This is a genomic window from Weissella ceti, from assembly GCF_018394055.1.
Classification (GTDB): Bacteria; Bacillota; Bacilli; order Lactobacillales; family Lactobacillaceae; genus Weissella; species Weissella ceti.
Genome location: NZ_CP074441.1, coordinates 276,404 through 298,999, shown reverse-complemented (window position 1 = coordinate 298,999; position 22,596 = coordinate 276,404). Strand labels below are relative to the sequence as shown.

The 22,596-nt window shown below is 41.6% G+C and carries 17 protein-coding genes, 18 tRNA genes and 2 rRNA genes; 2 read left to right on the top strand and 35 right to left on the bottom strand.

The window, feature by feature from the left end; genetic code table 11:
• Positions 1-141 precede the first annotated feature (141 nt).
• The 4 genes from KHQ31_RS01515 to KHQ31_RS01500 form a co-directional block, all read right to left on the bottom strand.
• Positions 142-1,461: a PTS sugar transporter subunit IIC gene (locus KHQ31_RS01515; RefSeq protein ID WP_213409240.1), complete on the bottom strand. Its 1,320-nt coding sequence runs from the start codon at positions 1,459-1,461 to the stop codon at positions 142-144.
• 15 nt (positions 1,462-1,476) lie between these two features.
• The gene (locus tag KHQ31_RS01510) at positions 1,477-2,919 is read right to left on the bottom strand and encodes a 6-phospho-beta-glucosidase (protein WP_213409239.1); all 1,443 of its coding nucleotides are present in this window, start codon (positions 2,917-2,919) and stop codon (positions 1,477-1,479) included.
• 633 nt (positions 2,920-3,552) lie between these two features.
• Positions 3,553-3,816, bottom strand: a complete 264-nt coding sequence (locus KHQ31_RS01505) for a hypothetical protein (protein WP_213409238.1) — start codon at positions 3,814-3,816, stop codon at positions 3,553-3,555.
• Positions 3,817-3,981: 165 nt separating this feature from the next.
• Positions 3,982-4,326 carry an MmcQ/YjbR family DNA-binding protein gene (locus KHQ31_RS01500; RefSeq protein WP_213409237.1) on the bottom strand — a complete coding sequence of 115 codons (345 nt, stop codon included), beginning with the start codon at positions 4,324-4,326 and terminating at the stop codon, positions 3,982-3,984.
• 223 nt (positions 4,327-4,549) lie between these two features.
• Between KHQ31_RS01500 and KHQ31_RS01495 the strand changes: the two genes are divergently transcribed.
• Positions 4,550-4,990, top strand: coding sequence for a GNAT family N-acetyltransferase (locus tag KHQ31_RS01495; RefSeq protein ID WP_213409236.1), 441 nt, complete (start codon positions 4,550-4,552; stop codon positions 4,988-4,990).
• A 36-nt stretch (positions 4,991-5,026) separates the two neighbouring features.
• Here the strand turns inward: KHQ31_RS01495 and KHQ31_RS01490 are convergent, their stop codons facing one another.
• Positions 5,027-5,242: a hypothetical protein gene (locus tag KHQ31_RS01490; protein ID WP_213409235.1), complete on the bottom strand. Its 216-nt coding sequence runs from the start codon at positions 5,240-5,242 to the stop codon at positions 5,027-5,029.
• Positions 5,243-5,435: 193 nt separating this feature from the next.
• Here KHQ31_RS01490 and KHQ31_RS01485 point away from each other — a divergent pair, with 193 nt between their 5' ends.
• On the top strand, positions 5,436-5,555 hold the full coding sequence (locus tag KHQ31_RS01485) for a DUF4044 domain-containing protein (RefSeq protein ID WP_213409234.1): 120 nt from the start codon (positions 5,436-5,438) through the stop codon (positions 5,553-5,555).
• A gap of 52 nt (positions 5,556-5,607) precedes the next feature.
• Here KHQ31_RS01485 and KHQ31_RS01480 read toward each other — a convergent pair whose 3' ends face one another.
• From KHQ31_RS01480 to KHQ31_RS01335, 30 genes are all read right to left on the bottom strand, one after another.
• Entirely contained in the window at positions 5,608-6,735 is a 1,128-nt protein-coding gene (locus KHQ31_RS01480; RefSeq protein ID WP_213409233.1) for an ATP-grasp domain-containing protein, read from the bottom strand.
• Between the two features lie 36 nt (positions 6,736-6,771).
• Positions 6,772-7,383 (bottom strand): glycoside hydrolase family 73 protein, encoded by a 612-nt coding sequence (locus KHQ31_RS01475; RefSeq protein ID WP_264336022.1) that lies wholly within the window; start codon positions 7,381-7,383, stop codon positions 6,772-6,774.
• Between the two features lie 68 nt (positions 7,384-7,451).
• Positions 7,452-9,197, bottom strand: a complete 1,746-nt coding sequence (cydC, locus tag KHQ31_RS01470; RefSeq protein ID WP_213409231.1) for a thiol reductant ABC exporter subunit CydC — start codon at positions 9,195-9,197, stop codon at positions 7,452-7,454.
• The gene (gene cydD, locus KHQ31_RS01465; RefSeq protein WP_213409230.1) at positions 9,190-10,923 is read right to left on the bottom strand and encodes a thiol reductant ABC exporter subunit CydD; all 1,734 of its coding nucleotides are present in this window, start codon (positions 10,921-10,923) and stop codon (positions 9,190-9,192) included. The genes cydC and cydD overlap by 8 nt, the downstream gene beginning before the upstream one ends.
• A 355-nt stretch (positions 10,924-11,278) precedes the next feature.
• Entirely contained in the window at positions 11,279-12,289 is a 1,011-nt protein-coding gene (cydB, locus tag KHQ31_RS01460; RefSeq protein WP_213409229.1) for a cytochrome d ubiquinol oxidase subunit II, read from the bottom strand.
• Positions 12,289-13,767, bottom strand: a complete 1,479-nt coding sequence (locus KHQ31_RS01455; RefSeq protein ID WP_213409228.1) for a cytochrome ubiquinol oxidase subunit I — start codon at positions 13,765-13,767, stop codon at positions 12,289-12,291. The genes cydB and KHQ31_RS01455 overlap by 1 nt, the downstream gene beginning before the upstream one ends.
• 125 nt (positions 13,768-13,892) lie before the next feature.
• Positions 13,893-14,747, bottom strand: coding sequence for a helix-turn-helix domain-containing protein (locus KHQ31_RS01450; protein WP_213409227.1), 855 nt, complete (start codon positions 14,745-14,747; stop codon positions 13,893-13,895).
• Between the two features lie 314 nt (positions 14,748-15,061).
• Positions 15,062-15,751, bottom strand: coding sequence for an NADPH-dependent F420 reductase (locus tag KHQ31_RS01445; protein WP_213409226.1), 690 nt, complete (start codon positions 15,749-15,751; stop codon positions 15,062-15,064).
• Positions 15,741-16,793, bottom strand: coding sequence for an LLM class flavin-dependent oxidoreductase (locus tag KHQ31_RS01440; RefSeq protein ID WP_213409225.1), 1,053 nt, complete (start codon positions 16,791-16,793; stop codon positions 15,741-15,743). Before KHQ31_RS01440 ends, KHQ31_RS01445 begins: the two co-directional genes overlap by 11 nt.
• 119 nt (positions 16,794-16,912) lie before the next feature.
• Positions 16,913-17,389: a hypothetical protein gene (locus tag KHQ31_RS01435; protein WP_213409224.1), complete on the bottom strand. Its 477-nt coding sequence runs from the start codon at positions 17,387-17,389 to the stop codon at positions 16,913-16,915.
• Positions 17,390-17,485: 96 nt separating this feature from the next.
• A tRNA-Ser gene (locus KHQ31_RS01430) sits at positions 17,486-17,573 on the bottom strand.
• Positions 17,574-17,618: 45 nt separating this feature from the next.
• Positions 17,619-17,692 (bottom strand) — tRNA-Ile (locus KHQ31_RS01425).
• Positions 17,693-17,696: 4 nt separating this feature from the next.
• Positions 17,697-17,768, bottom strand: a tRNA-Gly gene (locus tag KHQ31_RS01420).
• Between the two features lie 18 nt (positions 17,769-17,786).
• Positions 17,787-17,858 (bottom strand) — tRNA-Gly (locus KHQ31_RS01415).
• An 18-nt stretch (positions 17,859-17,876) separates the two neighbouring features.
• Positions 17,877-17,948 (bottom strand) — tRNA-Gly (locus KHQ31_RS01410).
• 41 nt (positions 17,949-17,989) lie between these two features.
• A tRNA-Phe gene (locus KHQ31_RS01405) sits at positions 17,990-18,062 on the bottom strand.
• An 8-nt stretch (positions 18,063-18,070) separates the two neighbouring features.
• A tRNA-Asp gene (locus KHQ31_RS01400) sits at positions 18,071-18,144 on the bottom strand.
• A gap of 3 nt (positions 18,145-18,147) precedes the next feature.
• A tRNA-Met gene (locus KHQ31_RS01395) sits at positions 18,148-18,221 on the bottom strand.
• 33 nt (positions 18,222-18,254) lie between these two features.
• Positions 18,255-18,344, bottom strand: a tRNA-Ser gene (locus tag KHQ31_RS01390).
• 25 nt (positions 18,345-18,369) lie between these two features.
• Positions 18,370-18,443, bottom strand: a tRNA-Met gene (locus KHQ31_RS01385).
• A 30-nt stretch (positions 18,444-18,473) separates the two neighbouring features.
• Positions 18,474-18,547 (bottom strand) — tRNA-Pro (locus tag KHQ31_RS01380).
• 38 nt (positions 18,548-18,585) lie between these two features.
• Positions 18,586-18,659: transfer RNA gene (locus tag KHQ31_RS01375), tRNA-Arg, on the bottom strand.
• An 8-nt stretch (positions 18,660-18,667) separates the two neighbouring features.
• Positions 18,668-18,751 (bottom strand) — tRNA-Leu (locus KHQ31_RS01370).
• Positions 18,752-18,824: 73 nt separating this feature from the next.
• Positions 18,825-18,897, bottom strand: a tRNA-Thr gene (locus KHQ31_RS01365).
• A 44-nt stretch (positions 18,898-18,941) separates the two neighbouring features.
• A tRNA-Lys gene (locus KHQ31_RS01360) sits at positions 18,942-19,014 on the bottom strand.
• A 2-nt stretch (positions 19,015-19,016) separates the two neighbouring features.
• Positions 19,017-19,089: transfer RNA gene (locus tag KHQ31_RS01355), tRNA-Val, on the bottom strand.
• 4 nt (positions 19,090-19,093) lie between these two features.
• Positions 19,094-19,210, bottom strand: a 5S ribosomal RNA gene (gene rrf, locus KHQ31_RS01350).
• A gap of 108 nt (positions 19,211-19,318) precedes the next feature.
• Positions 19,319-22,235: ribosomal RNA gene (locus tag KHQ31_RS01345) — 23S ribosomal RNA — on the bottom strand.
• A 199-nt stretch (positions 22,236-22,434) separates the two neighbouring features.
• Positions 22,435-22,507 (bottom strand) — tRNA-Ala (locus tag KHQ31_RS01340).
• 7 nt (positions 22,508-22,514) lie between these two features.
• A tRNA-Ile gene (locus KHQ31_RS01335) sits at positions 22,515-22,588 on the bottom strand.
• Positions 22,589-22,596 lie beyond the last annotated feature (8 nt).

The following is a 22,596-nucleotide window of genomic DNA, read 5'->3' as shown; positions in this document are numbered from 1 at the left end:
CCAATTCCTTGTAATAGTGGCACATGTAGAAAATTAAAAAAGAATCTCTGAAGATCAATGGCGTCCGATCTTCAGAGATTCTTTTTAACTCACAGCCCCACTTGCCATGATGCTGCGTACTTGTTTATCCAAGTTGCTTTATTAAGCCGCTTTGTTTTCTTGTTGGGCAACCAATGTATGGTCATACTTCTTCGCGAAGTTCCAGTACATCAATGTTGAAATCCCAATCAATGCTGCTTGCCACAAAGCATGTTGCCATCCTCCAACAAGGAAACCAGAGATAATAACTGGTGTTGTCCAAGGAACCATCAATCCATTTAATGGCGGCAAAATGTTTAGAGAGATTAGACCATATGTTCCTAATCCGGCTGCAACCGGCATCATAATAAATGGTACTAGGAACAACGGATTCAAAACAATTGGCGTTCCAAATAAAATTGGTTCATTAATATTGAAGATAGCCGGTCCTAAACTCAACTTTCCCATTGATTTCATTTGTTCAGACTTTGCACCAATCAACATAAAGATTAGCAATCCGATGGTCATTCCTGATCCAGTAACCGTTGTAAATTGATCCATGAATGATTGGGTCACGATATGGGCTCCACCATCCATACTCAAGTTACCAGCTTGGTACAACTTCAAGTTATCAGCACTGTTAGCCAACATCAACGGCATCATCAATCCGGAAATCAATGTGGCACCATGGACCCCAAAGAACCAGAAGAACACTGGTAGGAAACTAATCAATAGCACCCCAACAATGCCGTCCGTTGCGTGTTGCAATGGTTGTTGAATCAAACCATAAATCAATTCAACGAATGATACTTGTCCGATCAACATTGATACACCATAAATGATCATCGCTGTCGTAACAATCGCAAACGCTGGGATCAAGGCTGTAAATGAACCAGACACGTTTGCTGGCACAGAATCAGGCATCTTAATTGTAATTTCCTTCTTCATAAACCATGTGTACATCCACCCAACTAATAGACCTGAAATGATCGCAAGGATCATTCCCTCCCCACCAAGCCAAGCTTTGTTAATCACATTAGTTGCTTGCCATGCCGTTGATGTTTCTGCCGGGTTCAACGCACTTGATACTGTTGTCAAAACACTTGGTTGCAAAATAATATCGACGGTAATTGCCAACATACCAGCAGTTGTTGCTTCATAGCCAGCATGCTTAACCCAAGAATAAGCGATTCCAAATGCTGCAAACAAAGCCATGATGGCAAAGGTTCCACCGTAGGCTTGGTTAAAGAATGCGGTTAATCCAATACTTTGAAAAAAGTCCGCAACTGGAGCAAATGGAAATTGTGCCAAAATCAAGAAAATTGATCCAACGATAATAAATGGTAACGGAAAGACCATTCCATCTTTCAGCGCTTGCATTGGTCGGGTATTAACCAACTTCATGACTGGTGGCAGAATTTTCTTATTGATAAAGTTATTCATCAGAAACTCCTTCGCTTACAGTTCACGACCATTAGTCGCAATTAAGTTCGCATACCAGTTGTAAGAGTCCTTACGGTATCGTTTACCAGTTCCGTTGCCTTCATCATCAATATCAACATAGATCATACCGTAACGCTTAGCCATTTCTCCAGTTGAAGCTGAGATGATATCGATTCCTGACCAAGTCAAGTATCCCAATGCTGGAATACCATCTAATAGTACAGCATCTTCTAAGGCACCAATATGCTTGCGCAAGTAATCAATACGGTAATCATCATGAACTTCACCTTCTTCAGTTAGTTCATCATACGCACCGAAGCCATTTTCAACAAGGAACAAAGGCTTTTGCCAACGATCCCACATCCAGTTCATTGACCAACGGACACCCATTGGGTCAATTTGCCATCCCCAGCTAGACTTTTCAAGGTTAGGATTGTTGCGGTGGTTTTCTGTTTCATTGTATTCAAACCAAGGATCACCCATGTCCTTAACGTTCCAAGACATGTAGTAAGAGAATCCAACAAAATCCACAGTGTTGTCGTACATTGTTGCCAAGTCGTCATCTGTGATGTCCAAATCAAAGCCCTTGTGTTCCCAGAACTTCAACAACCAATTTGGATATTCACCACGTGCTTGAACATCTCCCCAGTAGTAACGAGATTGCATCGCGCGTTCTGCCATCATTGAATCTCCTGGCTTTGATGTTTCAGGATAGATTGAGTTCATCGCAATCATACAACCCACTTGAATTTCTGGGAAGTGTTCATGTGCGAACTTAGTTACTTGCGCTGATGCTAACAATTCATAGTGTGATGCCTGGTACATCAAACGATGTGCATCGGCAGCATCATGATTCTTAATTCCTGAGTCTTGCAACATATGATGGTTGCTTTCCCAGTCAATTTGATTATTAATTTCGTTAAATGTCATCCAGTACTTTACACGATCACCATAACGGCTCATAACCGTTTCCGCAAAGCGCGTGAAGAAACCAACCAACTTACGATTTGAAAAACCACCATATTCTTGAACAAGGTGCAGTGGCATTTCAAAGTGACTCAATGTAATCACAGGTTCCATGCCATTTTCAATAATGCTATCAATCAAGCCGTCGTAAAATTCTAACCCTGCTTCATTAGGTTCTAGTTCATCCCCTTGTGGGAAAATACGACTCCAAGCAATTGAAATACGGAAGGCGTTCATACCCATACCACCTAGCATCGCTACGTCTTCAGGATATGTTTCATAGAAGTTAATCCCACGGTGATTTGGAAAATTTTCATCCAAGTTAGGGTCGTCCATCAATTGACGTGGTACCTTTGCCGTTCCGTAAGTCATTACGTCCGCAATTGATACTCCCTTACCATCTACATTCCATGCACCTTCTAATTGATGAGCAGAAACAGCTGCTCCCCATAGAAAATCATCAGGCATCGTGCGATCCATCTTCTCAGTCATTATACTTCTCCCTTTACTCATAAACTATACATGCCTCATGCCAATGCAAAATCATTAGCTGTTCGTTGATGAACAGCTCTGAACGACATATTGGTCGACATTGTCACTTTAGACATCTTCTACAATTTCATGGGCTCTCTATCAATAAAACGCAACCCCTCTCCCTATGGCAGAATGCCAAGCAGCTTTGTTCTTTGTCGGATTTATAATTAATCCACCGTATCGATATATCACCCATGTCCTACATCGCTCAGCCTAAATTTTATTCGCCTCTGCGTACTTAAATGTTATCACTCCACTGAAAGCGTTTTCAACATCAAGTGCGATTATTTTTTATTGGCTTGATATTTTTATGATGGTAAAACGTTTATCATTTTTAAACGCTGACTTGTATGTTTCGCGTATTTCTTGACACAAAACCATATCTGATAATACATTAAACGTTTTATGCATTCCCTTCTCAAATAACCTTTTCAAAGTTATTAATTTTTTATTAAGTTGCCAGTTTTTAATGTTTGATTCTGTGCATAAAAAAAGCCTTTAATTAATCATCAGTGGTTTTATAACCAACTCATCATTAATTAAAAGCTGTCTCGAATGTATATTTGGATAACTGTATGTATCTTTAATTCTTTATTCAACGATATTTGATGTTTTTTCGTCTGCACTCATTTCAGTATTTGCAGCCGCTTCTGAGGCTGCTTTAGACTCTGATTCAACTCTTGAAATCGTTGATTCTGGCGCTTCTCTAATCACACCATCAGTTCTTAGAACAAATGTAATCATGATGCCTGCAAAGAAAATGACAATTGCACCGATCATAAGAACCAAAAATAAGTGTGGTGAGTGTACTTTTGGTTTATTCTCATGCCGACTTGAACGTGTTTCAGGTTCCACTATGAAGCCCTCCTCTATGTGTGTTGAAAATATTTTTTCAACTTATCGTTCTATTATAACAAATATATATTTGCAAATTAAAAATAACCGTAAATAATTATTCTTATCACCGATTTTGCTTGCCAAAAAGCATTCGTTTTAGTTCTAATCAATGCGCGTTATCTCTTATTGCGTTAACTGCGCACTTTCTTGAATAACACCTTTAATTTCAGCATAACTCAATTCTGTATTATTGATTTCAATGGTATTCCAATGGTTTTTATTCATATGATACCCTGGTGTCACACCACGTAATTCACGTAGTTCTTGTCCATGCTCTGTCGTTAATTTAACGTTTAAAAACAACTTTTGCTCTTTTTCAAACACCATGCCATAAATTTTTTGATTATGCTGATGTTTGACAACATGCCAAATAATTTTATGTTTGGTCATATCTTTATTAAAAGGAAAACTTTCGAATCCATTACTCATATCAACAACTAATTGTGTTAAATCCTCTAATTTCATCATAAATCTTCCACCTTCTCAATCAATAATCTACTTGTTTTTATTTTTGTTTTTAACCATATCAGACCCATTCAGGCATGCGGCAATAGTTGCGAATAAATCACCAAGTATACTAAACACTTCAAACATTCATTTACCCTCTTCTATGTACTTACTATTTATTGGTTGATTTTTTGAAATATGGTATAATTACCCCTATATTTTGTACGATTTAAGGAGCATACATATGACTGTATCAAATAAGCCTATGACCCCTGAATTTTACCCCACTGCGGTAGACATTTGGGCACGCGCTGTTAAAGCAACACACCACTTTCTAACTGAAGAAGACTTCAATGCCCTTCATGAAGAGATTCCATCATACTTTGCACAAGTTGATGCACAACTATGGTACGACGGAGATGCACTAATTGGTTTCTCTGGTATCTACGATCAATCACTGGAAATGTTGTTTATCGACCCTGTTCACTTTAAGAAGGGATACGGAACACAAATTATCCAACGCTTGTTTGAAGACAAGAATATCACAACTGTGGATGTTAACGAAGACAATCCTAACGCGGTAAAATTCTACCACAAGCAAGGATTTGAACAAGTTAGCCGTTCAGAAACTGATGGTGAAGGGCGTCCATACCCTATTCTGCACCTAGCCACTACCAGAAGCTAAATAATGCTCGTTAGACCAGCCGAGGCTGGTCTTTTTTTATTGTCTACTTTGTTGTAATTTTACTCGGATTGTTGCTTGTGTAACGACTAGCCCAAAGCCAAAGATTACTGACATAATTAACATAATCAAGATGTTTAGTAGCCCAAGATCCCAATGCGCATCTAAGTACGCTAATAATGCTCGTCCAAACATATTCACAACAATAACTGCAAAAACAATTTCAAGAATGTCAATCCACTTTCCTTTTAACATATAATCCCCTCATATAGTAAATGATTTATATTATTTAAAATACACGACATTTTTAATTTTGTAAATATATAGGCATTATTGAATTATTGTAAATATCTATTTATTAGTACTTCTAAAAACACTAATGTTACATCATCGGCAAAGTTTGCTATACTGGACAATATAGATTAAAGACAAATGGAGATACAAACATATGGCTGTTAAAAAGCGTAAGTCAACAATGCAAAAAATTATTCAAGTGTTCGTTGTGTTCATGCTAGCACTAATGATCCTAAGCTCACTTGTTGTGTTGTTATCAGCAATTCAATTCTAAATGAATCAAAAAAGCGTCACAGACAATTCGTCTGTGGCGCTTTTTTACGTTATCATTCAGAATCTTCTTCGTCTTTATCAATGTTCCAAACTTGAGTTGCACTCACTTTTTGAAGCAAGTCGTTTGTATTTGATCCAATGATATTTACATGTCCAATCTTTAACGCAGTCCCTGGGTTACGATACAAGTTCACTGACCAAGTATCTTGAATACCCCAGTTCCAAATCACACTCGTACGTTCACGTGCTGTAACAGGTAGATACATTGCTGCACCAAACTGTTTAATCGTTTGAAGTGGTTGCCCAGTAATCGCACGCAGATGCTGTTGGGCGACAGAGATAGATGTAATTCCTTCGTACACACCATCTGTGGCATGTAGTCCTGGCAATACATCACGCACGTATAGATTACCTTCGGCACTGAAGAAGAAGTTAACCGAAAAGGCACCAACATAATCTAACGCTGTACTAATTCGTGTTAACACATCTTGGATTGCTTCAATTAAGTCAGCATCCAAATCATCTACAGTCCATGCTTGACGTAAGTGTTGCATTTGCTTTTTCGTTTCGCGAATCGGAAATGCTTGCACATCCCCTTGTTCACTTCGAACTGCTGTAACAGAAAATTCCCTAACAGGATCCAACCAATTTTCGACTAGCATCGTTCCACCATCTACCATAGGTGCAACTAATCCTAGGTCCCACATACCATGTAGAATAACGGTTTCATCATGATGCTTATGCTTAAAGATTGGTTTTACAACAACTGGGTATCCTAAAATACGCCCTGACTCTTCTACATCATCTAATGAAGTCGCAATGCGATACGGCAAAATATTCACCGCATAGGCTTCATTAAACGCACGACTAATGGCATGATCACCAGTAATCGATACAAGATCTAGTCCTTGCGGCAGTACTGTTCCTTGTAGTTGGTCAATTAAATCAGGAGACAACCACGGGGCCGTATACGTAATAACGTCTGATTTAGCTTTAAACTCTTCTAATTGCTCTTGGCCAATGAACGCTTCATCGGCTTCAGATAAAACAGGTGCATCAGGAAATTCACTGAAGCCTGCCACATTAAATCCCATGTCATGCGCATGTTGAGCCAAAGTTTGTCCAGTTAAATCATCACTCATAATACCAATTGTATTACCTGGTAATAAATGAAATGCCATGGTGGCTATCCTCCTTTCATGTCAAATTTGTGTCTTTTACTTATCATACGTGTCTAAGTCGTATGTTTCAATCATTGAAATCAATTTATCTGCATATTTTGGATCAGTTGCATAACCACCACTGACCAATCCGTGTGCAGCCGCTTCATACCCACCTGTTGCTGTCACGTTTTGATATCGATTTGGATTATCCAATGTACCCTTACGAATTAATTGCGCATGGTCAATCATCGATGCTGTCCAATCCGGATAGTTACGAAATGCTGCGTTCACAGTATGCCACTCATCATTTACAAATTCTTGCGTTGCTAATGTGACTTGGTCCATCCCTGCACTTGCTTTAACACCAAATAGATTATGGTATTTAGCCGCGAGTTCAGCTTGGCCAAAATTAGATTCTAAGGCAGCTTGCGCCATAATGATTGAGGCTGGAATATCATATGCGGCTTGAATACGTTTTGCAGCAGGCCCAATTTCAGTCAAAAATGCAGCACGTTGTAACTCTTGTTCAGACGGTTTATCCTCATTGTTTGATACACCTATGATCACTAATCCAAAGAGCATGCACATGCCAATTAGAAAGTTTAACGGTAATAATAGCCAATATGGTTTGTGCTTGTATTTAGGTGTTAATTTTTGTTTTTGCATATATCTTCTCATTCTATTTTAGTCTTGTGAGTATAGCCACTCGGACTTTAAATAAAATTAAGTCAACTTTATAACAAATCACCATGATCCATTGCTAATAACTTAGCAAATCGAGGTTCCGTGTCCATCAAGTGCTTTGGCGTTCCTTGTAAGTTAATGCCTTGATGATCAATAAATACAACTTCATCGGTCATCTCAATCCCAGTCAAATGGTGTGTAACCCAAATAATTGTCTTGTCAGCTAGAACATCGAAAATCATCTTTAAGACTGCTAATTCAGTGACAGGATCTAACCCCACTGTTGGCTCATCCAAAACTACAATAGGTGTGTCTTGCAAGAGAATACGTGCTAACGCAAAACGTTGACGTTCTCCCCCCGAAAAACGCTTTCCCGCTTCATTCATGGGAGTCTTTAATTGACCAGGTAGACTAGCTACTAATGTATCTAATTGGACCTTCTTTAGTGCTGACCAAATTTCTTCGTCAGTCGCATGTAGATTTCCTAAACGCAAATTATTGGCCACTGAAGTCGCAAAAAGATAGGGTTGTTGATCTAACACCGCAATCAAGGCAGCACGTTCATTTTGATAACTTGTTGCAACATGACCACCAACAGTTACTGAACCACTTGTAGGCGTTTCATCCCCTAACAATAACTTCAATAATGTTGATTTCCCGGCCCCAGAAGGTCCCAAAATTGCCAAATGCTTCTTTGCTGGGATGGTTAGGTTAATATCTGTCAACACTGGTTGATCAGCTTCATAACCAAAGCTAGCATGCTCAAATTGAATTGTGTAGTCCGTTGGTAATGCTTGTGCATCAAAAGTAGCTTCTGTCGTACTTTGTTCTTCCAACTTGTTTAAACGTTGAATTGAGTCAGCATATCGTGGCCACTCACCAAAACCAGCACTAATGCTAACTAATGAATCGGCTAATGGGAACATAACTAATCCAAAGGCCGCAATCCAACTAACTGTATCAGTTTGACCACCAAAGGTTGCGTTCGCGAACACAATCAAAATAACCGCCGTTACGGCGATGACAATTTCTGCAACACAGCCACGCCACCAATCGAAATGATTATCTTTTTCTTTTAAAGCATTCAATCGATTGAAGTCGCGATTTTGTTTCTTTAATAGTTCATCCGTACGACCTGACAAGACCCAATCTTGTAGTCCCAAAACTGCGTCAGTTAAGTCAGTATAGATGCGTTCCTCTAATTGCTTTTGTTCAAAATCACGTGCGCCCTTAATTAGTACGGTAATCAACGGTAACAAGATCGTGTTTAACCCTAGCACTAATAGCAATAAAATTGCAGTTAGTGGACTAAATAGGCCTACTGCAAATGATCCTGCCAAATAGATTAACCATCCAATAATTGTTGGGAACAACATTTGTAGATAGAAGTTTTCAATTTTAAATAGATCATTGGCTAGTACGTTAAAGACTTGCCCTGTTTGTACTTTCGCTTGAATACTTTTCGTTCCAACTTCCACTAATTGATATAGTCGCTTTCGGAAGTTTGAAACAATACGCAATACCCAATTGTGTGATACTAAGCGCTCTAAGTAACGGAAACTTGGACGTCCAATTCCAAAGGCACGCGTCAAAACAATTGGTGCGTAAATCAATAGAATATTTTCAGGTCGTTGCGCTGAACGAGAAATCAAATACCCAGATGTAAACATCAAAGCCCCACCGCAGAATACTGTTAAAAAGCCTAGAAAAATAACTAAAGCTAATAGCCCTGAATATTTCGTTAGGTACGGAAATACCCAACTGTCTTTTTTGATTAATTCTTTATATTTAGTCATTTGCCACTCCTCGCATTGCTGCTTGTAATTCGACAAAGTAGCCGTTGGCTGCCATTAATTCTGGCAATGTACCTTGTTCAACAATCTTCCCATCACGCATCACAATGATATTATCCATTTGCGCTAACCAATGTAGACGATGTGTTGCAAAGACCACTAACTTATCTTCAAATACTGGTAACATCGTTTCTTTTAGACGATACTCAGTTTCAATATCCAAATGCGCCGTTGGTTCATCTAGTAGTATCACATGACGTTGTGTGTCTAAGATAATTCGAGCCAAGCCAATACGTTGTGCTTGCCCACCAGATGTTTGTAAAGCGCCTTCTCCAATAACCGTGTCTAGGCCTTCTGGTAGTCCATCAAACCATGAACGCAATCCAACAGTCTCAATTGCAGCAATAATGTCTGTATCCGAAGCATCAGTCGCGTAGAACGCCAAATTTTCACGTACAGTTTCATGGAAGATATAAGGATCTTGTGGCATCACTTGTAACATGTGTTGCCAATTCTTTTGAGCCAAATGTGGTACGTCTTGTCCATCAATGGCAATTTGACCATTTCCATTTAAGAAGCCACCAATCAAGTTCAACAAAGTAGACTTTCCTGAGCCAGATGTTCCCACAAGTCCAACACGTTGATAGCCTGTCATGTCTAAGCTAATATCTGATAGTGCATTTTCGCTACCGTCATCATATTTAAAATCAACATGCTTTAATGACAAGGTACTATCCTTTTGCCATTGTCCATTTGTTGGTTGGTACGTTTCTTGCCCTTCAGGTTCTGGCATATCCAAAATTGTAAAAATATCGGCCAAGGCATTCTTACCATTCAAAGTTGCATGATAATCATTCGCAAAGTTACGGATTGGTAAGAAATAATCTGGGGCCAATACCAACATTGTTAATGCTGGTAAAAGCATCAAGGTCCCATTCATCAAACTCATTCCTAGGAACAACGCCACAATCGCAATTGATAGTGTTGTAAAGAAGTCCAAAGCAAAACTAGATAGAATTGCGATCTTCAACGTTCCGATCGTTGCTTTACGGTAATCTTCTGATACTTCATAGATATTATTGGCGTACTTTTTAGACAAACCTAATTGCTTCAAAGTTGTTAATCCACGTAGTGTGTCAATAAAGTGATTTGATAGTCGGTTAAAACGATCATATTCTTTGTCAGCTTTGGCTTGAGCAGTAAATCCTAATAAAATCATGAACAAGACAATCACAGGATAGATGGCAAACAAGAACACCGCTTCTTTCCATTGCAGTGTTGTCAGATACGCCAAAATCACCCATGGGATAATGCTCATATCAAACAGCTTGATCAGCACAAGTGAAAAGTAATCGTGTACTTGATCAATTCCTTCCACAGCCAACACAACTGACTTCCCTGTCCCATGTTTCGCAATCACAGATGGTCCTAATTTCGTGTATTTCTTGATTAGCGCTTCTTGTAATTCATTCGTTGCATTATCAGCGAATGGTGCTAATACATAGTTTTTCGCCACACCTAACAATTGACGCATCACAAATGCCCCAGCAAAAATAACCAATGGTAATAACACTTGTTGTAGTGGCCACATATTCCAAAGTCCTGTCAGAGTTGTACTCAAAAACAATCCTTGTAGAACGATAATTATAGCTTGAATACCTGTTAGGCCGGCCAATACTAACAAGACCTTTTTAGCATTTGCAAATTTAAATATTCGACGGTCAATCATACACTTCTCCCTGCGCTTTTAACTGAATAAAAAGGACCGGTCATCGCCCGATCCTTTGTGAACTAATTCTATTATAAGCATCTATTCATGCCCCGTCAAAAACGCTACTACCCTATAAATACAGTATAAATGCTATTAAAAAATGCCCCACCTTACTTTAGATTAATTACCCCCGTTAACAAACCGTTTGTATCGTCTCTCACAAGCTATCTAACGCAGTCAAATGAATTAGATAACTCATAGACCACCTAACTTCTTTAACTCCTCCTAGATGTCATATAAATGGGTATAAAGTTTATAAAATAAAAACCGCCATCCAATTTGGATGACGGTTTAGTTTATCTAAATAAACATTTTAGTTTTCGTGCTTAACGCTGATACGCTTACGGAAGATCCAGAAGCTCCATGCTTGGTATCCCAAGACAATTGGCACCATGATCAAAGCGATCCATGACATCCATACAAGTGTGTATGGTGTTGATGTTGCGTTTTGTAGCAAGATTGAAGTTGCTGGGTCGTTTCCGATCATAACGCGCGGGAACAATCCAGTGAACAACAATCCAACCAATGTCATAATTGTTAGCCCCAAAGCAAGGAATGCAAGTAATTCCTTAGCCTTTGATTCAGACCACCAACCGATAACTGTCAATACAACGATCAAGGCTAGCAAGATTGTTGTGATAACAGGCTTTTGTGTGAAGAAGTCTGTGTTCAAGTACAAACCAACAGCGAAGGCAACTTCACCGGCCAACAAGACTGGGTACAAGACACGTAGTTGCTTTCCAGCACGTTCAGTCAATACACCAGGTACCAACTTCAAACGCATGTAGTTCAATCCGTGCATGTATGAAATCAATGACAAGGCAACCCCACCGATTAGTGAGAATACGTTAATGTAGTCAGTGAATCCAGCCATCAAGTCACCGTTTGCGTCGATTGGCATACCTTGGACAACGTCGACAAACATTACACCGAAGAAGAACGGTACGATGAATGATGACACTGCCAATACAGTAGTCCAAAGGTTACGGTACTTAGCTGTTTGCATTGCTTCACGGAATTCAAATGATACCCCACGGAAGATTAGTCCCAATAGGATGATAAATAGTACCAAGTAGAATCCTGAGAACAACGAAGCGTACCAGAATGGAATAGCCGCGAACATGGCACCACCAGCAGTGATCAACCAAACTTCGTTTCCGTCCCAGTGAGGTCCGATTGTTTCAATCAATGCATCTTCTTCTTCTTCGTTCTTAGCAACTGTCTTTACAGACATCCCAATCCCGAAGTCAAATCCTTCTAGGAAGAAGAATCCAGCGAACAAAACACCGACAAGGACGAACCAAAGAATTTGTAGAAATGTCATTACTTTGCTCCTCCTTCAAATGAATCTGCTGCATATGGATCTGTTGCTTCCTTAGCATCTTCAATTGCTTCTGCATCGACTGATTCAGGTCCTTCAATCATCACACGACGTGACAAGAAGACCATGATTCCCCCGATAACAGAGAATGTCAAGAAGTACAATACGTTTGAAATCATCAATGACATCCATGATACGTTAGGTGATACGGCATCGGCGATAGTCAATACGCCGTAAACAACCCATGGGAAACGTCCCAATTCTGTTACCAACCAACCAGATGTAATGGCAACGAATGGCAAGAATGTAGCCAATCCGAAGATCCACAAAATCCAACGGTACTTGTAGAAGAAGCTGAAGTCAGCCTTTTCACGAGTGAACCAGAATGCGTATGCTGCTAGTGCAAGGAATGCCATAGCTGATGCTGACATAATACGGAATGCGTAGAACAATGTGTTAGCTGGCAACCAGTAACTCATGTCTTCTCCGAATTGATCATCATATTTTTCATGCAATTCTTTGTTAATTGTTTCAGTACCCTTGTTGAAACCAGTCAATGAGTGGTTTCCAAGGATTGACAATAGATATGGCACTTCAAGTGACCATTCTGTCTTATGCGTTTCTGGGTTCGTGTATGCCAGAACTGCCCATGGTTGTGAAATGCCTTCACCACCAATGTCTTCTGAAATTCCTTCCATAGCCGCAAACTTCATTGGTTGGTCATGTTGTAGGTTATATGCGTGCAAATCACCTGTGACCAAAATTCCAAATGTTCCAACAATCGCAACAGCTGATGCAACGTGGATTGACTTCTTGAAGAAGTTCAATTCCTTTGTCTTACGTAGCAATGAGAATGCTGATACCCCGATAACCACGAATGACCCTGCAAGGAATGTTGCAAAGAATACGTGAGGGAATACCAACCATAGTTGGTGGTTAGTCAACAAGGCTGGGAAGTCGACCAAAACGGCACGATCCATTACCTTATCAATTTCGTAACCAACTGGGTTGTGCATGAATGAGTTCGCTGCCAAAATCCACAATGCAGAGAATGCAGAACCTACAGCTGTAATCCAGATAAAGGCCAAATGTAGGCCCTTATTGAACTTATCCCATCCGAACATCCATAGTCCAAGGAATGTTGATTCCATGAAGAACGCTACCAAGGCTTCAACGGCCAACGCAGGTCCAAAGATGTCCCCAACGTAACGTGAGTATTGTGACCAATTCATTCCGAATTGGAATTCTTGAATAATACCAGTCACAACTCCAACTGCGAAGCTCAAAAGGAAAATACGTCCCCAGAACTTTGCCATACGCTTGTATGTGTCATCTTTCTTAATCACATACATAGTTTCCATGATTGCAACGATTAATCCCAATCCGATTGACAGTGGCACAAAGAAAAAGTGGAACACTGTTGTCATCGCGAATTGGATACGCGCCAAGTCTAACATGGAAAGACCTGTCATCAAGTTCATGAAACTTGCCTCCTACTCAATTTTAAATATACCCAAGCTTTGCGCTTATACAATATATTATAAACATAATCAAGTGTTTTAGCTAGTCTAACCCTCAAATAAATGACACGGTGTCATAATCGTCACTAATGTGAAGTAAGTATTAAATCTTGATATGATTTTACAGTTTCTTCTAATTCCGAATCTCGTGAAAACTTAGCCGCGGCATAGGCTAAGACCATCGCATCTTTTTTATCATCAGTTAATTTCAGTATATCTGCACATTGAATTCGTAATTCTTGCAAAGCAACCATCTCATGATAGACATTTTCAGATGGTAATAAATTCATTGCATCTTTAACTCGTTTCAATGCTTTAGTCGCATCACCCACTTTAATGTACAATTCTGCTTGTCGACGATATGTGTAAACAATCACCATGTTTAAGCTCGATGTTTGTGTATCGTTTAAATCACGGATGATACTACATGCGCGTTCTAAACATTCTGTCGCATTGACAATTTCATTTTGTACTAACCAGACGGCACCCATTTCAGTAAAAATTTCAACCATTAACTGTGATTGATGACGCCCAACTTCTCCTAATGCTAAATGTAAACTTTGCATTGCTTGCGAAATTTCACTCAAACCTAGATGAACCCTTCCACGTAATAAATGATATTCCGGTAATGCAAATTCTGGTAAACACTTCTTTAAACGCTTTGCCTGTAAATATACTTTCGCTCGTGTATATTGATGCGCATCTACTAATTCCCGAATAACGTTCAATGGCATATGTTCTTGATCTGCAAAAGTAACCAATGTTGATACATTAATTTGTAGTCGTGCACACAAGTTTTGCAAGATCGTCATACTGGTTATATGATTGTCTTTTTCTAAACGTGATATTAATGATTGGTGACAAATCCCCTGTGCTAATTGCCCCTGAGATATTCCCAATTGTTCTCGTCGCTGTTTTAATAATGCCCCATCTACAATCATTCAATCCCCCCGATATCGTTTTATGAATTTAGTTTATGTGAAGCATTCTTAAACAACAAGCACACGCCATTGACTGTTAACAGGTGGATTAATTATCACTATCAACTTTCTCTATGAGTGTATATTTTCTTAATTCCGAAAACCAATACCTGACCAAGGTGTAATCAATTCGTTCATTATCTTTTACGCGGATGACCTTTTATAACTTAGTAAACGTCTTTAAGTTTTCTAGACAAGTTGTCACAAAAAAATGTTTTTATCATATCTGATAAGACAATAAAAAAACCACTCAAATGAGTGGTTTACTAATTCTATTAGTTATTCTTTGCAGCTCGCGCAGCTTTAATCTGCTTACCGCGTTCTGTTTCATCAAAGGCATTTATCATGTTTAATAGCACTTCACGTGTCTCATTAGCACCAAATGCATCACTACCAGGTTCTAAACTCTGTCCTTGATCTAGGCCACCAATATATACTGGATCAAATCCTAATTCATCCACAACCTGTTCTACAATCCCGACAGCTTCTTTATCGTCTCCAGCAACCGCAATTGCTTTACGTCCGGCAGTCCCTGCTGCTACGGATTCATCTAGCAAGTCATGGTATCCCATGTGGTTGAATGCTTTAACAATTCGACTTTCTGGCAAGTATTCTTGAATCAATTCACTTGATGATTGTAAGGGATTTGTTAAATCATCGCGGAAGCCATCCACCTCCCACCAATAATTCATAGCATCAATCACAATCTTACCCTTAAGTGGTTCTTGTTCAATCGTCAAATACTTACTCAATGGTAACGCTAAAATCACAATATCTGCTTCGCTAGCTGCTTCTGCAGCCGTCACCGCTTTCGCACCAGGTGCTAAAACTTCAATCGTTAGATCAATTTTCTCAACACTACCTGATCCAGCAATCAAAACATTATATCCAGCACGAATAGCTAATTGGGCAAAAACAATGCCGACCTTACCAGCACCCAAAATACCTATCGTTTTATTCTGCATATCCAGCCTCCACAAGCAATTCACGTACACGAGGAATAACCTTTGTTCCATACAATTCAATCATGTGTTCACGCGCTGCTGCAGGTTGTTCTCCGGCTCCGTAAACCAAATCAAAACGTCCGACTTCTAGGGTACGAATTGACTTAGCAATACGTTGTGCCACAACTTCAGGCGTTCCTACATACATTGAGCCTGATTCCATTTCTCGATTGAAGTGTTCACGTGTCATAGGTGCCCATCCACGTGTCTTACCAATCTTATCAAATGCCATCTTAATGTTCTCCCAAGCCATTTCTTCGGCTTCTTCTTGCGTATCCGCAATGAATCCGTGTGAATGCATAGCCATTGGGTGAATTGGGTTTCCTAGACGCTTAGCGGCACGCTTATACAATTCTACGTATGGGTGGAATCGTGCAGGATCTCCACCAATAATCGCTAGGATTACAGGGAAATCGTAGCGTGCGGCACGAATAATTGATTCAGGTGAACCACCAACCCCGACCATGGTCTTCAAGTGACCAGATTCAGTCTTTGGGTAAATTTGTGTGTCTGTAATCTTTTGTGTGAATTCACCTTCCCATGTTAATGGCTTTTCTTCCAAGATTTTTGAGAACATCGCAATCTTTTCTTCAAACAAGTCATCATAATCTTCAAGGTTATATCCAAACAATGGGAATGATTCTGTAAATGATCCACGTCCCAAAATAACTTCTGCACGTCCATTTGACAATCCGTCAACTGTCGCAAAACGTTTGTATACACGAACTGGATCATCAGAACTCAAAACAGTAACCCCTGAAGCAAGACGAATGTTTTCAGTTTGTGTTGCAATCGCAGCTAGTACTGTTTCTGGACTTGAGATTGCAAATTCGTCACGGTGGTGTTCTCCCAATGCAATAACATCTACACCAACTTTATCTGCGATCACAGCTTCTTTTACTACTTGTCGCAATGACGCCGCATAGCTCATGACATTCCCATCATTGTCTTTAGCCAAATCTCCAAAAGTATCTAATCCCAATTCAATTTCAGTTGCTTTCATGTCGCTTCCCCTTTTTAATTACTTATTATAAGTAAGTGTACAGAAAGTCTGATTTATCGTCAAGTTTTATAAATGATATCAAATATATAAAAAAAGACACCTAAGTTCCCCTAGATGTCTTACTTTTTATTGATATTTGATTTCTCTTCGATCAACTTGACTAGTTGATGTTTCTCATTGTTAAACAACCATTCAATTGTTGGTCGTAGGACAAGAAAAAATAATGGAATTAATACAATCAACTTCTTTTCCCAGTTATCTAAGAAAGTCGCTAAAAAGTTGTTTGGGTAGATTTGTGCCACAACTAACAGTAGCAAAGTCACTAATCCTGAGTTAATGAAGATGGTGAAGAATGGATATGTGTGTCGCTTATTATGAGATATCTTACATAAGACATGATCATGAAGCTTCTTAACAATGGGTGCGGTAATCAATTCTTTTAGTCCAAATACAGTTGGCCACATGATCAATAGCATCAATGAGATATGCATCATTGTTTGCCATGAGACACCTAAGGTACTAAAAAAACTAATCGACATCATCGTTGTAACCATGCACATAAAGATAGCATGCTTTTTCAGATCTTCTTCACTCATAAACCACTTATCCCACTTTCCTTTTATTTATTGCGTTCCCAAACTTTCTTAACAAAAAACCGAGACCTCGTAGAGATATCGGTTTTTTAATTCGTACGGAGACAGAGGGATTCGAACCCTCGCGCCGGTTGCCCGACCTACACCCTTAGCAGGGGCGCCTCTTCAGCCTCTTGAGTATGTCCCCATCATTATAATAAAACCCATTATTAACACACGAATATGTTAATAATGGGACTGAGAGGACTCGAACCTCCGACCTCACCCTTATCAGGGGTGCGCTCTAACCAGCTGAGCTACAGTCCCATAAAGCGGATGACGGGAATCGAACCCGCATTCCCAGCTTGGAAGGCTGGAGCACTAGCCATTGTACTACATCCGCATTATTAATTTTAAGAAAAGCGGATGACGGGAATCGAACCCGCATTCCCAGCTTGGAAGGCTGGAGCACTAGCCATTGTACTACATCCGCATTATTATTTTCAAAAAAAGCGGATGACGGGAATCGAACCCGCATTCCCAGCTTGGAAGGCTGGAGCACTAGCCATTGTACTACATCCGCATTATAAAATATAAATGCAATTATTTAATTTTATAAATAAATGGCGCGAGGCGGAATCGAACCGTCGACACTACGAGCTTCAATCGTATGCTCTACCAACTGAGCTATCGCGCCATAATAAACGGTCACAACGGGACTCGAACCCGTGATCTCCTGCGTGACAGGCAGGCGTCCTAACCACCTAGACCATGCGACCAAATTGCGGGAGCAGGATTTGAACCTACGACCTTCGGGTTATGGGCCCGACGAGCTACCAGACTGCTCCATCCCGCGATAATTATTATGGATAAACACTTTCGTGTTTAAAGGAGAATGTGGGATTCGAACCCACGCGCCGCTTTCACGACCTGACGGTTTTCAAGACCGTTCCCTTCAGCCAGACTTGGGTAATTCTCCAATAGATATTTTAGAAAAATATCAATCGCGGCGGGGGGAGTCGAACCCTCGACCTTTCGGGTATGAACCGAACGCTCTAGCCAGCTGAGCTACACCGCGAATCTTATAACATATATTATATTGTTACAATCGGGACGACAGGATTCGAACCTGCGACCCCCTGGTCCCAAACCAGGTGCTCTACCAAGCTGAGCTACGTCCCGAACAATTTAATTCTATAAGTGTGATATTGCTATCACAATGCACCTAGCAGGAGTCGAACCTGCAACCTTCTGATTCGTAGTCAGACACTCTATCCAATTGCGCTATAGGTGCGTTATATATGCCGGCTACCGGGATCGAACCGGTACGATGTTACCATCGCAGGATTTTAAGTCCTGTGCGTCTACCTATTCCGCCAAGCCGGCAAAACGAAAAATAGGAATCGAACCTATCGGTTCTTATCGACATAAGAACCACTAACCATTAGTTATCGCAGGATGCCGACTAAAGGACTCGAACCTTCGACCCTCGCTTTACAAGAGCGATGCTCTACCAACTGAGCTAAGTCGGCGATATAAAATATATCAGCCTGGCGGAATATGATGTTACTGACAATGGGCCGTCTGGGGATCGAACCCAGGACCCACGGATTAAAAGTCCGCTGCTCTGCCAGCTGAGCTAACGGCCCAATGGACGTTACAGGGATCGAACCTGTGACCCCCTGCTTGTAAGGCAGGTGCTCTCCCAGCTGAGCTAAACGTCCAGATGCATTGCGACGTCCTATCCTCGCAGGGGGCGATCCCCCAACTACTTTTGGCGCTATTGAGCTTAACTTCTGTGTTCGGTATGGGAACAGGTGTGGCCTCAATGCCATCGTCACAACACGATGATATTAAATTATCAGTACGAGATTTAATTATCTCAAAACTGAATAATACTGTCAAGTCTTAAATCCATTTTTTATTGAGCCTTAACACCACGTTTTGTTCAACTTGGTTAAGTCCTCGAACCATTAGTACTAGTCCGCTCCATGCATCACTGCACTTCCACTTCTAGCCTATCTACCTCATCATCTTTGAGGGGTCTTACTTCATAAAGAATGGGAAATCTCATCTCGAGGCGAGTTTCACACTTAGATGCTTTCAGCGTTTATCTCATCCGTACATAGCTACTCAGCGATGCTCCTGGCGGAACAACTGATACACCAGAGGTACGTCCACCCCGGTCCTCTCGTACTAAGGGCAGCTCCTCTCAAATTTCCTACGCCCGCGACGGATAGGGACCGAACTGTCTCACGACGTTCTGAACCCAGCTCGCGTACCGCTTTAATGGGCGAACAGCCCAACCCTTGGGACCGACTACAGCCCCAGGATGCGATGAGCCGACATCGAGGTGCCAAACCTCCCCGTCGATGTGGACTCTTGGGGGAGATAAGCCTGTTATCCCCAGGGTAGCTTTTGTCCGTTGAGCGATGGCCCTTCCATGCGGAACCACCGGATCACTAAGTCCTACTTTCGTACCTGCTCGACTTGTAAGTCTCACAGTCAAGCTCTCTTGTGCCTTTACACTCTACGAATGATTTCCAACCATTCTGAGAGAACCTTTGAGCGCCTCCGTTACCTTTTAGGAGGCGACCGCCCCAGTCAAACTGCCTGCCAGACACTGTCTTCCATCGCGATAAGCGATGTGAGTTAGAGTGGTCATACAACGAGGGTAGTATCCCACTGATGCCTCCTTCGAAACTAGCGTTCCGATCTCAACGGCTCCTACCTATTCTGTACAAGCTGCACAAACACTCAATATCAAGCTACAGTAAAGCTCCATGGGGTCTTTCCGTCCTGTCGCGGGTAACCCGCATCTTCACGGGTCTTTAAATTTCACCGAGTCTCTCGTTGAGACAGTGCCCAGATCGTTACGCCTTTCGTGCGGGTCGGAACTTACCCGACAAGGAATTTCGCTACCTTAGGACCGTTATAGTTACGGCCGCCGTTTACTGGGGCTTCAATTCGTACCTTCGCTTGCGCTAAGCACTCCTTTTAACCTTCCAGCACCGGGCAGGCGTCAGCCCCTATACGTCATCTTACGATTTTGCAGAAACCTGTGTTTTTGATAAACAGTCGCCTGGGCCTATTCACTGCGGCTCAGCTTTCGCTGAGCACCCCTTCTCCCGAAGTTACGGGGTCATTTTGCCGAGTTCCTTAACGAGAGTTCACTCGCTCACCTTAGGATGCTCTCCTCGACTACCTGTGTCGGTTTGCGGTACGGGCAGGTAAACACTAACTAGAAGCTTTTCTTGGCAGCGTGACATCACAGACTTCCCTACTTTATTTCGGTCCTCATCATCACTTGTCCTTGGAAGAGCAAGCATTTAACTCACTCTAAGACTTATGATTTAACCCAGCATATCCATCAGCTGGGATCTGTTAGCCTTCTGCGTCCCTCCATCGTTCAAACATGTTCACCTGGTACAGGAATCTCAACCTGTTGTCCATCGACTACGCCTCTTGGCCTCGCCTTAGGTCCCGACTAACCCTGGGAGGACGAGCCTTCCCCAGGAAACCTTAGTCATACGGTGGACAGGATTCTCACCTGTCTTTCGCTACTCATACCGGCATTCTCACTTCTATGCGCTCCACCAGTCCTCACGGTCTGACTTCATCGCCCATAGAACGCTCTCCTATCGCGCCACTTACGTGGCACCCGTAGTTTCGGTGGTGTGTTTAGCCCCGGTACATTTTCGGCGCAGAATCACTCGACTAGTGAGCTATTACGCACTCTTTAAATGGTGGCTGCTTCTAAGCCAACATCCTAGTTGTCTATGCAACTCCACATCCTTTTCCACTTAACACACACTTAGGGACCTTAACTGACGATCTGGGCTGTTCCCCTTTCGACAATGGATCTTATCACTCACTGTCTGACTCCCGGACATACGTGATTGGCATTCGGAGTTTATCTTAATTTGGTAACCCGAGATGGGCCCCGCACCAAAACAGTGCTCTACCTCCAACACGCTTCATTCCGAGGCTAGCCCTAAAGCTATTTCGGAGAGAACCAGCTATCTCCAAGTTCGATTGGAATTTCACCGCTACCCACACCTCATCCCAGCATTTTTCAACATGCACGGGTTCGGGCCTCCAATGCGTTTTACCGCATCTTCACCCTGGACATGGGTAGGTCACCTGGTTTCGGGTCTACAACAACGTACTCAAGCGCCCATTTCAGACTCGCTTTCGCTACGGCTCCGGTCTTTCCACCTTAACCTTGCACGTTATCGTAACTCGCCGGTTCATTCTACAAAAGGCACGCCATCACCCATTAACGGGCTCTGACTTCTTGTAGGCACATGGTTTCAGGAACTTTTTCACTCCCCTTCCGGGGTGCTTTTCACCTTTCCCTCACGGTACTGGTTCACTATCGGTCACTAGGGAGTATTTAGCCTTGCGAGATGGTCCTCGCGGATTCCGACCGGATTTCACGTGTCCGGCCGTACTCAGGATCCTGTACGGGAGGTTGTTCGTTTTCGCATACGGGGCTATCACCCTATCCTGCTCAGCTTCCCAGCTGATTCTGCTAACAAACAACTTTGTAACTCCACAACGACAGTCCTACAACCCCAATGTGCAAGCACATTGGTTTGGGCTCTTCCGTTTTCGCTCGCCGCTACTGACGGAATCGATATTTCTTTCTCTTCCTGTTGCTAATGAGATGTTTCAGTTCACAACGTCTACCTTCAACCTGACTATGTATTCATCAGGTGATAACTTGCATACACAAGCTGGGTTCCCCCATTCGGAAACCCCCGGATCAAAGCTCACTTACAGCTCCCCGGGGAATATCGGTGTTAGTCCCGTCCTTCATCGGCTCCTAGTGCCAAGGCATCCACCATGCGCCCTTAATAACTTAACCTATCAACTTACGTTGATGATTCAAGTTTGAGTATGTGGCTCAAGGCCACATGCGATTTAAACTAATTTAAAAAACTCAAAAAATTACGCGGTGTATTTTTTTCGGCTCAATTTAATTAAATAATTAATTTGAAATGAATTTAAAATTTACAATATTATTCAGTTTTCAAAGATCTAAGTCACTGCCACGTGAGTGGCAATGGAGAATATCGGGATCGAACCGATGACCCCCTGCTTGCAAAGCAGGTGCTCTCCCAGCTGAGCTAATTCCCCGTTAGAATGGGACTGAGAGGACTCGAACCTCCGACCTCACCCTTATCAGGGGTGCGCTCTAACCAGCTGAGCTACAGTCCCGAGGTTCT

Excerpts from the sequence above, each read along its gene's own strand:
- KHQ31_RS01485 (WP_213409234.1), top strand. The coding sequence starts at position 5,436 with ATGGCTGTTAAAAAGCGTAAGTCAACAATGCAAAAAATTATTCAAGTG.
- KHQ31_RS01495 (WP_213409236.1), top strand. The coding sequence starts at position 4,550 with ATGACTGTATCAAATAAGCCTATGACCCCTGAATTTTACCCCACTGCG.
- KHQ31_RS01455 (WP_213409228.1), bottom strand. The coding sequence starts at position 13,767 with ATGAACTTGATGACAGGTCTTTCCATGTTAGACTTGGCGCGTATCCAA.
- KHQ31_RS01480 (WP_213409233.1), bottom strand. The coding sequence starts at position 6,735 with ATGGCATTTCATTTATTACCAGGTAATACAATTGGTATTATGAGTGAT.
- KHQ31_RS01445 (WP_213409226.1), bottom strand. The coding sequence starts at position 15,751 with ATGCAGAATAAAACGATAGGTATTTTGGGTGCTGGTAAGGTCGGCATT.
- KHQ31_RS01435 (WP_213409224.1), bottom strand. The coding sequence starts at position 17,389 with ATGAGTGAAGAAGATCTGAAAAAGCATGCTATCTTTATGTGCATGGTT.
- KHQ31_RS01475 (WP_264336022.1), bottom strand. The coding sequence starts at position 7,383 with ATGCAAAAACAAAAATTAACACCTAAATACAAGCACAAACCATATTGG.
- cydD (WP_213409230.1), bottom strand. The coding sequence starts at position 10,923 with ATGATTGACCGTCGAATATTTAAATTTGCAAATGCTAAAAAGGTCTTG.
- KHQ31_RS01440 (WP_213409225.1), bottom strand. The coding sequence starts at position 16,793 with ATGAAAGCAACTGAAATTGAATTGGGATTAGATACTTTTGGAGATTTG.
- KHQ31_RS01500 (WP_213409237.1), bottom strand. The coding sequence starts at position 4,326 with ATGATGAAATTAGAGGATTTAACACAATTAGTTGTTGATATGAGTAAT.
- KHQ31_RS01450 (WP_213409227.1), bottom strand. The coding sequence starts at position 14,747 with ATGATTGTAGATGGGGCATTATTAAAACAGCGACGAGAACAATTGGGA.
- cydB (WP_213409229.1), bottom strand. The coding sequence starts at position 12,289 with ATGACATTTCTACAAATTCTTTGGTTCGTCCTTGTCGGTGTTTTGTTC.
- KHQ31_RS01510 (WP_213409239.1), bottom strand. The coding sequence starts at position 2,919 with ATGACTGAGAAGATGGATCGCACGATGCCTGATGATTTTCTATGGGGA.
- cydC (WP_213409231.1), bottom strand. The coding sequence starts at position 9,197 with ATGACTAAATATAAAGAATTAATCAAAAAAGACAGTTGGGTATTTCCG.
- KHQ31_RS01490 (WP_213409235.1), bottom strand. The coding sequence starts at position 5,242 with ATGTTAAAAGGAAAGTGGATTGACATTCTTGAAATTGTTTTTGCAGTT.
- KHQ31_RS01515 (WP_213409240.1), bottom strand. The coding sequence starts at position 1,461 with ATGAATAACTTTATCAATAAGAAAATTCTGCCACCAGTCATGAAGTTG.